The organism is Paenibacillus xylanilyticus, from assembly GCF_009664365.1.
Taxonomy (GTDB): Bacteria; Bacillota; Bacilli; order Paenibacillales; family Paenibacillaceae; genus Paenibacillus; species Paenibacillus xylanilyticus_A.
Map to the genome: position 1 here is coordinate 2,673,657 of NZ_CP044310.1, position 11,969 is coordinate 2,685,625.

8 protein-coding genes are annotated in these 11,969 nt (G+C 46.5%); 5 read left to right on the forward strand and 3 right to left on the reverse strand.

Annotation, left to right across the window (positions count from 1 at the left end; translation table 11 throughout):
• Window positions 1-169 precede the first annotated feature (169 nt).
• Window positions 170-1,000, reverse strand: a complete 831-nt coding sequence (locus F4V51_RS12155) for a protein-glutamine gamma-glutamyltransferase (protein ID WP_153978151.1) — start codon at window positions 998-1,000, stop codon at window positions 170-172.
• Between the two features lie 284 nt (window positions 1,001-1,284).
• On the opposite strand from F4V51_RS12155, the gene F4V51_RS12160 reads away from it, so the two are divergent.
• Complete coding sequence (locus tag F4V51_RS12160) at window positions 1,285-4,026, forward strand: PAS domain-containing hybrid sensor histidine kinase/response regulator (RefSeq protein ID WP_153978152.1); 2,742 nt, start codon at window positions 1,285-1,287, stop codon at window positions 4,024-4,026.
• Between the two features lie 104 nt (window positions 4,027-4,130).
• Here F4V51_RS12160 and F4V51_RS12165 read toward each other — a convergent pair whose 3' ends face one another.
• Together F4V51_RS12165 and F4V51_RS12170 are read right to left on the reverse strand one after the other, a co-directional pair.
• Window positions 4,131-4,343 carry a cation:proton antiporter regulatory subunit gene (locus tag F4V51_RS12165; RefSeq protein ID WP_095358458.1) on the reverse strand — a complete coding sequence of 71 codons (213 nt, stop codon included), beginning with the start codon at window positions 4,341-4,343 and terminating at the stop codon, window positions 4,131-4,133.
• 136 nt (window positions 4,344-4,479) lie between these two features.
• Window positions 4,480-5,220, reverse strand: coding sequence for a hypothetical protein (locus tag F4V51_RS12170; RefSeq protein WP_153978153.1), 741 nt, complete (start codon window positions 5,218-5,220; stop codon window positions 4,480-4,482).
• A gap of 705 nt (window positions 5,221-5,925) precedes the next feature.
• On the opposite strand from F4V51_RS12170, the gene F4V51_RS12175 reads away from it, so the two are divergent.
• The 4 genes from F4V51_RS12175 (at window position 5,926) to glgD (ending at window position 11,912) form a co-directional block, all read left to right on the forward strand.
• On the forward strand, window positions 5,926-7,620 hold the full coding sequence (locus tag F4V51_RS12175; protein ID WP_127536110.1) for a M3 family oligoendopeptidase: 1,695 nt from the start codon (window positions 5,926-5,928) through the stop codon (window positions 7,618-7,620).
• 284 nt (window positions 7,621-7,904) lie between these two features.
• On the forward strand, window positions 7,905-9,056 hold the full coding sequence (locus tag F4V51_RS12180) for an iron-containing alcohol dehydrogenase (RefSeq protein WP_153978154.1): 1,152 nt from the start codon (window positions 7,905-7,907) through the stop codon (window positions 9,054-9,056).
• 556 nt (window positions 9,057-9,612) lie between these two features.
• Window positions 9,613-10,782, forward strand: a complete 1,170-nt coding sequence (locus F4V51_RS12185) for a glucose-1-phosphate adenylyltransferase (RefSeq protein WP_153980670.1) — start codon at window positions 9,613-9,615, stop codon at window positions 10,780-10,782.
• A gap of 26 nt (window positions 10,783-10,808) precedes the next feature.
• Window positions 10,809-11,912 carry a glucose-1-phosphate adenylyltransferase subunit GlgD gene (gene glgD / locus F4V51_RS12190; RefSeq protein ID WP_153978155.1) on the forward strand — a complete coding sequence of 368 codons (1,104 nt, stop codon included), beginning with the start codon at window positions 10,809-10,811 and terminating at the stop codon, window positions 11,910-11,912.
• The last annotated feature ends 57 nt before the right edge of the window (window positions 11,913-11,969 follow it).

An 11,969-nucleotide genomic window follows, 5' to 3' on the forward strand; every position in this document is an offset into this window, starting at 1 on the left:
ACAGGTTGATTTATGCCTGGCATGCGTAAAAATGGAAAGCCGTGAGGTTTCCCAATAAGTTTACGCGAAGAAGCCCAATGAAAAGGCAGTGAATCTCCTTTTCCATTGGGCTTTATTTATGTTGTGGTCAGACGTTTTTCTATTCTGAGAATCCTCGTTAACCAAACGTTCAGCTTCCTGTTCGGAGATACCGACTGCCGCCAATCCGTACATATAATTGTCCAGGCAATACAGGCGTCGTTCCTGCAGGTGCATTCAGATCACTATTTTCGGCAAATCGGGACAGATAATAAAAATCGGGATAAATTACATTATCCATCAAGTACGCTGAAACTTGGCTTCCGGGAGTGCGGAATTGATTCAAAGTGCGAATAATCTGTCCCCCGGAGGCTATACCGATACCATGACCATAATACAGATCTTCACGGAGCATAATCGTATTTTCCCCTTGCCACTCTGGCGTTTCGGAAGAGACATCCGGGTTTTTGAAATAAAGTACATCGCCGGGAAGTGCGTTATGGCTGCCGTTTTTCTCGGTTAAGCGAAGATCGCTGTCATAGTGCCAATCGAAGAGCAGTAAGTCGCGAAAGAGTGAATTGAAGGCCTCCTCGCGAATACTTTCGAGTACTCCTCCATACAGCACAATGACTGTTGCAGTTGCGCATTCAAATGCATACAGGGAGCCATTCCTCCAAATATCCCGAATGCCTTCAGCCGGAGTTACATTCGGTTTGAGTTCAAATCCTCCCTCATCGTTGAGATTCCAGTAGGCGGGATTACATCTTGATTTCTCAAATGAAGCAAAGCTGACTCCGCTGGCATTCAATCCCTCAGCTGCATGAACCAGAGAGGCGCGAAGCTTCCATTCAAATTGCAGATGATCCAGGGTCTGATACGAATATAGGGTCGGTCTGTTCTGAAGCAGCTGCAACCAATGCCATTCAAAAGCAGACCACTGAGATGGTACCAAATCAAGCGGTTGATTCGCAACGATGATCATAGATGACAACCTCCGTTTCGTTGGGTGTTCGGGCTTGTGTGAACGGAACCTTACGTGTATCTTTTCATCTATATGACGATTGGTACCCAGAATTGTTCTCGGTTTGAACAATCCTTGTGTGAAAGCACACATAAAATGTCGATTCATGCAAAAGATTTCAGTCGATATCGTTTAATCAACATCCTATTTGGGGTACTACTCTATAGATGAAGTTATGTACAGCACAGGCTGTTAATTACGAATAAAATGGATTAGAGAATAATTTGAAAAAAGGAGGATAAGCGGTGTCGAATCCAATTACAGAGAGCCGCTCTCTGTTTGAGCAACTATACAAATATGCACCAATCGGCATTGCTGTTGCTTCGCATGTGAACGGACGTTGGCTTCAGCTAAATCCTGCGTTTTGTGAAATGCTGGGATTCAGTGAAGATGAGCTAATCGACTCACCGATTGAACATTTGATCCATGATATAGATCAGGAGATGGAGAGATTCAGGTCCAACTTCTGGGATATGACGAATGGGGTAAGCCAGATGTATGAGACGGAAGTCCGGTTAAAGCGTAAGGACGGTTCTCTTCTGTGGTCGAGCATACGGGCCTGCATTGTTAGGGATGAGGAGAACAACAACCCTCTTTATTTGCTTGTACAGGCAGCCGATATAACGAGACAAAAGGATGCGGAGCAGCACTTGATTGAACAGCGCAGACAGTTGGAAGAAAGTACCCGAATCTCTCGTATCCTTACGGAATCTTCTCTCGATCTTATTGCCATACATCACGCTGATCAGGAACGTACCTTCAAGTATGTGTCACCCGCCAGTCTCGGGATGCTGGGGTACAAGCCTGAAGAAATCGTGGGTCAATCCGGACTGTTCTGCATTCACCCGAACGATATTCCATTCGTGGAAGCCTATGTTGCAGGACAGATGCAGGGTCTGGCACCAGACCGTATTAACTACCGTCTGCTGCATAAGGATGGTTCTGTAGTGTGGGCTGATACGATCACTCACTACATCTATGACAAGCAAGGAAATCTGCAGGAGATGATTGCAGTGACCCGGGATATTACGGCGAGCAAAAAGCAGGAGCAGAGTCTACAGGAGTATCAATCACTCTTTGACTGTAACCCGTTAGGCGTGGCTTCGCTTGATTTGGATGGGAATTTGCTGAAGGCGAATGTCAGTCAAGAGCACCTGACGGGACATTCCAAGGCTGAGCTGCTCAGCCAATCTTTTGATCATCTCATAGATCCCGTGGATCTGGCCAAGACCCGATACCATTTTGAAGAATCCGTCAAAGGTGAAGCTCAGAGTTATGAGATCGGGCTCATTCACCAGGACGGACGCCGAATTGAAACCAGAGTGATCAACGTTCCTATTATTCTTGAGGATCGAGTTGTCGGTGTGTACGGCATTACAAGTGATATCACGGAGTCCAAGAGATATGTAGAAGAAATCGAGAATCTAAGCTACGAACGTGCCCTGATTCTGAATGCGATGTCTGAAGGTGTGATTGGACTTGATCCAAACGGAACATTGATATTTGCCAACCCGGCTGCAGCTGAGATGATGGGTTTCTGTCCAACCGAGATGAATGGGGTACATTTCGAGCAGATTATTCTGCAGATGCAAAACGAAGCAATCCCTTACCCGGTCAATGAATCACCGATTGTAAAGGCAGTACGGGAAGGTCGCAGTCTGCCTAGATCGGAATCTGTTTTCTGGAGGCAGGATGGTTCAAGCTTCCTCGCGGAATTTCAGCTCAAACCGATTATGGATCAAGGAAATACCCGCGGAGGAGTGCTGGTGTTCCGGGATATGACTTCGGTGAATGATATCATTCGTGCCAAGGAGCTGGCTGAACAGGCGGACCGTGCCAAATCCGAATTTCTCGCGATTATGAGCCATGAGCTGCGCACTCCGCTGAATGGGATTATGGGCATGGCCCATCTTTTAAAAGAAACAGAGCTTGATGAAGAGCAATCCGGATTCGCTGAGATCATCATCGATAGTGGGGAGTCACTGCTTCACATTCTCAACGAGATACTTGATTTCAGTAAAATTGAGGCTGGTAAGATGGATCTGTCACGCGACGCGGTGGATATCCAGGACATGCTGGCGAGTGTGGTTGAACTGTTTGCCCTGAAAGCAGCGGAGAAAAATATAGAATTGTATTGTGAGATGTCTGACCAGGTCCCTGAGCGTGTCAGAGGGGACGAAACCCGAATTCGTCAGATTCTAATCAATCTTGTGGGCAACGCGGTTAAATTTACGGAGAAAGGCAGCATTCAAATTCGTGTGAGTGTGAATGTCCCCGAAGATGGTGATCCGAACAAACTCCAGCTCTCTTTTGTCGTAAAGGATACGGGAATCGGCATCGCCATGGACAAACAGCATCAATTGTTCCAGTCCTTCTCCCAGCTTGACCCGGCCATTAACCGCAAATATGGTGGTACCGGTCTTGGACTTGCGATCAGCAAGAAGCTGGTTGAATTAATGGATGGTGCGATTGGGGTGCATAGTGAAATGGGCAAGGGAGCCGAGTTTCATTTTACCCTGCTGCTTGAGAAATGGCAGGACGAGTCTGGTGAGGGAATGGAAGCTTCAGACCATACTTGGGTTGAAGATGATCAATCCCTGCTCGCAGCAAATATTCGCATCCTGATTGCGGAGGATCAGGCGGTGAACAGCCATCTTATGGAGGAGCTGCTGCGTAAGCTGGGCGGCGTCTGTGATATCGTTGAGAACGGAGAGGAAGCGGTACGCGCACTCGAAAGGGAATCTTACGATATCGTCTTCATGGATATCAAAATGCCCATCATGGACGGGATTGAAGCCACCTGCAAAATAAGACAAAGCCATCCCGAGATTCCGGTCATCGCTGCAATAACGGCATTTGCGGGTGAGAGTGATCGTGAAGCATGCCTGGATTGCGGAATGCAGGATTTTATTAGCAAGCCGTTCAGCTCATCCGAAATTACCCGTGTTCTGCGCACCTGGGTACCTTATATCCGGGCTCATCGGTAAATGCTGGATACATGAAAGAGTAAGATGAAACCTCAAAAAACCTGCTCCCAATTAAAGGGGCAGGTTTTTTGAGGTCTACAACCAAAGTCCATGACCAAACAGGATCAGGACCATCCTCCGATCAACCCGGAGAGGGTTACGCATTCATCATCTTCCAGTTCCGCAATCAATGTAAGTTCTTCGTGATCACTTGGATCAACAGAGAACAATTCGCGGCGTCCATCTTCGTGTTTAATAATAACCAGTTGGTTGCCGCTTTTTGTATCAAACTGGTACTTAACTCCGATACCAGGCAGTGGGCATTCCCGGATATTCATGAAACCTGTCACCTCTTTAGCTATGCCATAATGAATTTAACCGTTCACACAGTACGGATGTATTCTACTATCCATAACACGGTTTGGCAAGTCAAACATCCAATTATACTCCAGTATTCACATTAAACGGGTGAAGTTATCCCTTGCGGCGGCGTCTTGTCCGTCTGCGACGAACAAAAAACCAGATAAGCAGTGCAGCGACGGCAATTAAAGCGATGACTGCGGTAATAATAATGTTACGAATGTTTGGTACCTGTACCGTCAAGTCCAGTGTATTCGAATTGAGGGGAGAAATGTGCCAGGTCAGTGTCTTCCCCTGATCTTCAACCAGGTCCGCGTTGGAATCTTGCGCTTTGATTGGCAAACTCAGTTTAAAGTCGAAGTTCACATCTTTGAGCAGCAGGTTCTTAAGAAAGCTTGGCACCTTGTTGATCTGATCCTTAATCTCTCCATCCGGCATGGATTCCATCAGGTCAGCGGTGGCAGTAACATGGAATCTGGAAGTGAAGAAGCCTGGCTCCGTGGACTGCTCGACCTGGATGCCTTTTGGAAGCTTGGACAGATCGAAACTAGCGGCGGTATTGCTTTTCTCATAGTGGGTTGTTGCCGAGAGCTGCTTCCGTTCTCCTTCGTCTACGACCTCGGCCTGAAAGTTGTTTTTCTTCAGGGCTTCTTCGAGCAGGGGCATCAGATTGTCCTGTCCAATCTTACCGAGCGCGGATTCGGTTACACCGAGATGGATATCCAGGTCGGTTGAACCATCCATATTGACGGTCAGATGGGCTTCTCCATCGGCACAAGCGGATAGAATGATCAGCATGAGGCCAAGCATAAATGTAAGAAATAGATGGCGTAAGGGAATACGAGTCGACGACATTGATTTCAACCTTTCTACGTAAGCGATTTGCATAAGTCCATGCAATAAGCTGCATTCAAACCATTACTTAATTAATAGATTTATAGTATACACCGGAAATATGTCAGATGAAACTTCTGGTAAGTCATCCTGACTTGATCACCATTTCGATATGACGAATGGGATGCAGATCGAATCGTTGTGCAATACTAGTTTATGTTAAAATTAAAGATGTCGTATTTTTGTCAATGTTGGGACAATTCAAAAGGCGTTTCACCGTGTAAACTGTAAGTAGTATGTTGATCAATCGGATGCAGGGAGGGGTACATTCATGACATACATCATTATTCTAATTGCAGTAATGGTTGTGGGAATGATCGGAATGGGCTGGTTCTTTCAGATTCTTGACAAAGACAATAGCTAAACCATAAAAGACATGGATGACATGGACATGAGACAAGCCATAAGCTTGCTTCGCGCGTTTGCGAGGCAGGTTTATTTGTTTTGGCAAGATGTTATCCTGATGTTCTGTACAATACATCACTTACATATCAGTTTGTACCTTACATAAGCGCGTAATCTATATAACGAAAGGTGTCGCACAATTTGACCGATGGACAAATATTTTTCGTAAAGATGGGATTTTTAGGCTGCTCTTTTGTATAATAGGGATTAGTCCAACTCGGGATATTTCCCGAAATGCCTAACAGGAAAGGGTGTACATAAATGAAATTTAGTGAATATACGTATACACGTCCCGATCTGGAAAAAATCAAAACTTCTTTCCGTGAGCTGTTGAAAGGTTTCGAAGCTGCGGCTACGGTGGATGAGCAGAGCGGATTTATGGATCAGATTAACGCATTGCGCAGTGATTTTGAGACTATGGCGCAGCTGGTCTATATCCGTCATTCGATTGACACGAATGATACGTTCTACAAAGCAGAAAACGAATTTCTGGATGAAAGCTCCCCGATCATTCAAGAGTACATCACCGATTATTACCGGGCACTGGTGAATTCGAAATTCCGTGCGGAACTGGAGCAAAAATGGGGAACTCAGCTGTTCCAGCTGGCAGAACAGTCCCTGAAAACCTTCAGCCCGGAAATTATCGAGGATCTTCAAAAAGAGAACAAGCTGTCCACAGAATATAATCAATTGATTGCTTCTGCAAAAATTCCGTTTGAAGGCGAAGAACGTACCCTGCCACAGCTGCATCCGTTTGAACTCTCTACAGATCGTTCCATGCGGGAACGCGCTTCCGAAGCAAGATATACATTCATGGCTGAGCACGAAGCGGAATTTGACCGCATTTACGATGAGCTTGTAAAAGTACGCACGCAAATTGCCAAAAAATTAGGATATCCATCCTATGTGGAACTTGGTTATGATCGCATGAATCGTACTGATTATAACGCGGAGATGGTTGCCAATTTCAGAGCGCAGGTTCGTGATTATATTGTGCCTGTGGCTACGAAGCTCAGAGAGCGTCAGCGCAGCCGGATCGATGTAGATACGCTCTATTTTTATGACCAGGGCTTCAGCTTCAAGACAGGTAACCCGACTCCTAAAGGGGATCCGGACTGGATTATTGAGAATGGTAAAAAAATGTACGCTGAGCTGTCCCCTGAGACGGATACGTTCTTCCAGATGATGACGGAGAACGAACTGATGGATTTGGTTAGTAAAAAAGGCAAGCAGGGCGGTGGTTACTGCACCTTCCTGAATGATTATAAAGTACCGTTTATTTTCTCGAACTTTAACGGTACTTCCGGAGATATCGATGTCCTGACACACGAAGCCGGACACGCGTTCCAGGTGTATGAGAGCCGTCACTTTGAGGTGCCGGAATACAACTGGCCGACGTACGAGTCGGCAGAGATTCATTCCATGAGCATGGAATTTTTCACATGGCCGTGGATGGAATTGTTCTTCAAGGAAGATACGGACAAATACAAGTTTGATCACCTGTCCTCCGGTTTGCTCTTTATTCCTTACGGCGTTGCCGTGGATGAATTCCAGCACTTCGTCTATGCCAACCCGGATGCAACACCGACTGAGCGCAAACAGGCATGGCGCAACATTGAGAAAACGTACCTGCCACACATCAACTACAAGGATAATGCCTATCTGGAGCAAGGTGGATTCTGGCACAAGCAGGGGCACATTTTCTCCTCGCCGTTCTATTATATCGACTACACGCTGGCTCAGATCTGTGCCTTCCAGTTCTGGAAACGCAGTAACGAGGATATGAAGTCTGCATGGGCCGACTATCTGACCCTGTGCAAAGCGGGAGGAAGCCTCTCCTTCACAGGATTGGTTGAACTGGCTGGTCTGAATTCTCCGTTTGAGGATGGCTGTGTCTCTTCTGTAATCGGTGATATTGAAGCATGGCTGGATGGGGTAGACGATAAAGCGCTGTAAGCAGGTTTTCTGCGAAAAGATAACAGATACTAATCGTTTCACACCATGTTGATGGTAAATGACAGGATGACAACATTCATAAAAAGCGGCTTTGAAACCTCTGGTTTCAGGCCTTTTTTTGTACGCAGCTAACCTTGTAAAATAAAGATGGAGAGGAGACTCGGCATCTGTAGAAAAGGGAAGTGTAACATTTCTGCACTGAATGTGATTTATTTCACTATATCTGAAAACGGATTCAGGTACAATGAAGACAGTAAATCAGGGGTTACAGGAGGCTGGTTCAGATGGCAACACATGCTTATTATGTTCCGCCCGTGAACTTGATGGGCAGAGGATGTTTACAGGAAGCAGGCAAGATGATTCAGGACATGGATATTCGTAAAGCACTGGTTGTCAGCGATCGGCAGCTGATCTCTTCCGGTGTAGCTGAGCAAGTACTGTCTATATTAAGAAAATCAGGGCTAGACTACGTGGTATATGATGACGTACAGCCCAATCCTACGTGTCAAAATGTGCATAAAGGTCTCCAAGTGTATCAGGAACATGACTGTGATGCCATTATATCGATCGGCGGAGGTTCGCCTCAGGACGCAGCGAAAGCCATCGGCATTGTCGCTACCAATGGTGGACATATTCGGGACTACGAAGGATTGCATCAATCGCATCATAAGTCTGTACCGCTTGTAGCGATCAATACAACTGCCGGTACATCGAGTGAGGTGACCATTAATTACGTGATTACGGATGAGGAACGCAAGGTAAAAATGGTAATGGTGGATCGAAACAGTCTGGTCTCTCTGTCAGTGAACGATCCGGAATTGATGCTCAGCAAACCAGCCAGTCTGACAGCCGCAACAGGCATGGATGCTCTGACCCATGCAGTGGAAGCGATGGTGACGCCTGGCGGATTCACAGTGACCAGTGCGACCGCTGCAGCAGCGGTTGAACTGATCTTTGAATATTTGCCGCGAGCGGTCAGAGACGGGAGCGACCTTGAAGCCAGGGAGCACATGACCTATGCCTGCTTCCTGGGAGGAATGGCTTTTAATAATGCGGGTCTCGGTTATGTGCATGCCATGGCACATCAACTTGGAGGGGTGTACGATCTGCCGCACGGCGTATGTAACGCCATGCTGCTCCCTTATGTGGAGGAGATGAATGCGAAGCATGTTCCCGGCAAATTCCGGCATATCGCCAAAGCCATCGGCATGAATGTGAAGGATAAGAGTGATGAAGAGTGCTCCATGTATGTCATTGACGCTATTCGCCAGCTCTCCAGGGAAGTGGGTATTCCCGAGAAATTGTCCGAACTGGGCGTAACGGATCCCGATCTTGAGCTGCTTGCAGATAATGCGATGAAAGATGCCTGTGCCCCCGGCAATCCATATCAGCCTTCGAGAGAAGAAGTGATGGAGCTTTTCCGCAAAATTATATAGATACGAGTATCAACACGAGGAACAGTATTTTTTTCACAAACGATAAATGAGCAGGCGAAGAGCCGGGTACAGTCCTGGCTTTTTGTCATGCCCCAAGGTGGAAAGTTACTTATTTTTCCATTTTAATCAATCGTACAAAAGCAAAAGGATTTTGAATCCCTACAGCGAATACAATAATCTAATCACTGCAGCATCAAAAAGGAGTGATGACAGCCTGAACTTTTGTCTTACGTTTCCCAGCAAGATTCCTCAGCCGGTTTCGTGTTTAATGTTAATTAGGGATAATGGATTGCATTTCTCACGGGGTACATCTTAATTTCAATTCCACCAATCACCTCTGCACGGCAAGTCAAGGCTACTCTGTAATGATCATCCTACTCAGACATCACAATGAATGACGTTCCGCTACAGTCTCGGGCGAGATTGCGATATCAAAGGATATGGTTTGTCTGTACAGCGTGCTCCTAATCATGACAACGGCGTCCAAACAAACAGAATATTGGATTATGGGCTCTGAAATGTACCAGAAAGAATGCGCGTGGAGGAGGCTGTAATGATGGCAAAAAAAGAAGTTGTAGCGATGCTGCTCGCAGGTGGGCAAGGCAAAAGGTTAAAAGGGTTGACCAAATCACTGGCGAAGCCTGCTGTATATTTTGGCGGGACATACCGGATTATTGATTTTCCTCTAAGCAACTGCTCCAATTCAGGCATCGACACCGTTGGTGTACTGACACAATACGAACCTCTCGTACTGCACTCATACATCGGCATCGGCAGCGATTGGGATCTGGACCGCAAAAATGGCGGGGTATACGTTCTTCCACCGCATGAGCGTGAAGACGGGAGTAACTGGTACCGAGGCACAGCCGATGCGATTTACCGGAACCTGAATTTCATTGAACAATTCGATCCAGAGCATGTACTCATTCTTTCAGGGGACCACATTTACAAAATGGATTATGAAAAAATGCTCAGGTATCACAAGGAAAAGGACGCGGATTGCACCATATCGGTCATTGACGTTCCGCTCGAAGAAGCCAGCCGATTCGGGCTGCTTAACACCCACGATGATTACCGCATCTACGAATTCGAAGAAAAGCCTCCAGAACCCAAAAGCACACTTGCTTCCATGGGTATTTATCTCTTCAAGTGGGATGTACTGAAGCGTTTCCTGATTCAGGACGAACAAGAGGCATCCACCTCATACGACTTTGGCAAAGACATCATTCCCTTATTGCTTGAAAATGAAAAATCCTTATACGCGTATCCGTTTGAAGGCTATTGGAAAGACGTAGGAACCATCCGCAGTCTGTGGGAGTCCAACATGGATCTGCTGGATGAGGAAACACCGCTCAACCTGAATGATCCCAATTGGCGCATTTACACCCGTAATCCGAATCAGCCTGCACAGTATATTTCACCTGCGGCGAAGGTGCGAAATTGCATTATAAGTGAAGGCAGCATCGTACATGGAGAGGTTAACCACTCCATACTGTTCTACGGGGTTGAGGTTGGAGAGCACAGTTCCGTCATAGATTCTGTGGTCATGCCACGGGTGAAGATCGGGAAGAATGTGCACATTCACAGAGTGATCATTGCGGAAGGCCTGGTCATTCCGGATGGAACCTACCTATCCCCTGCGCCTGAGGATGAAAGTGACGTATTGCTTGTGGACCATGAAGAATTGGAACGTCAGCTTCAACAGGGAATGACAACTAAAGTCTAATCTGAGCTCAAAGGACGGTGCATGCGATGAAACCATTAATCGGTGTTATTAACCTTGATCATGAACTTGAGGAATTGAAGGAATTGACGTACTTTCGCTGCGGAGCCGCGGTTCCTTACGCCGGGCGTTACCGTCTAATCGACTTTGTATTATCCAATATGATGAATGCGGGCATAGAGAGTATTGGGGTATTTGTCCGCCGCAAGTACCGTTCGTTAATGGATCACCTGAGTGACGGCAAACCCTGGGATCTGGATCGCAAGCATGGGGGCATGTTCATCTTGCCGCCGGACTGGAATGATCCAACGGACACGTCACAGGGGGATTTGCAGCATTTTCACAACAATCTAGATTTCTTTCACCGCGGTTCGGGTGAATATGTGGTTCATGCCGGCAGTCGGCATGTGACCAAAGTAGATCTGCAGGATGCCTATCAATATCATGTGAATAAGGGAGCAGACGTGACGCTGATTTGCAAAAGAGTAGACCAACTGCTGCCTGAGCACGATGCCTGTGTCAAAGTTGAACATGACGGGAACGGTAATGTGGTGGACATTCACCAAAGCGCCGATCACCCGAATATATATACAGAAATTTTCATCATGAAAAAGGAGTTGTTCCTGCGTCAGGTTCAGCGCTGCATTGATCATGGCGAGAGCCATTTCTTCCGTGATGTTATTCAGAAAAATCCGGATGGTTTAAATATTGCCGCATATGCTTATGAAGGCTACCATGCCGTGATTAATTCCATTGACAGTTATTATCGCAACAGTATGGAGCTGCTGAATACGGGGCTTTATGAACAACTTTTCAGAGAAGAACCCGTGCAGACCAAGATTAAATACGAGGCACCTGCGAAATACCTCGACTCGGCCGAGGTCAAACATTCCCTGCTTGCCAATGGATGTATTGTCGGCGGAGAAGTGGAGAACAGCATTTTGTTCAGGGGTGTGCAGGTAGCGAAGGGAGCCAGAATTAAAGGCTCAATTATCATGCAGAAATGTTACATCGGTGAAGATGCGGTACTGGAGAATGTCATTCTGGACAAAGACGTGAAACTGACTGGTGGACAGACGCTCATCGGGGACCCGTCGAACCCGTATATCTTGGCGAAGAGTACTATTATCTAATACGTGCTGTTAACCGATATCATCTATAAATAAAATATAAATTCTGTATATTTGGTG

Bases quoted from the DNA above. Each gene is read 5' to 3' on its own strand.
- F4V51_RS12155 (WP_153978151.1), bottom strand. From the start codon at position 1,000: ATGATCATCGTTGCGAATCAACCGCTTGATTTGGTACCATCTCAGTGG.
- F4V51_RS12165 (WP_095358458.1), bottom strand. From the start codon at position 4,343: ATGAATATCCGGGAATGCCCACTGCCTGGTATCGGAGTTAAGTACCAG.
- F4V51_RS12170 (WP_153978153.1), bottom strand. From the start codon at position 5,220: ATGTCGTCGACTCGTATTCCCTTACGCCATCTATTTCTTACATTTATG.
- F4V51_RS12175 (WP_127536110.1), top strand. From the start codon at position 5,926: ATGAAATTTAGTGAATATACGTATACACGTCCCGATCTGGAAAAAATC.
- F4V51_RS12180 (WP_153978154.1), top strand. From the start codon at position 7,905: ATGGCAACACATGCTTATTATGTTCCGCCCGTGAACTTGATGGGCAGA.
- F4V51_RS12185 (WP_153980670.1), top strand. From the start codon at position 9,613: ATGGCAAAAAAAGAAGTTGTAGCGATGCTGCTCGCAGGTGGGCAAGGC.
- glgD (WP_153978155.1), top strand. From the start codon at position 10,809: ATGAAACCATTAATCGGTGTTATTAACCTTGATCATGAACTTGAGGAA.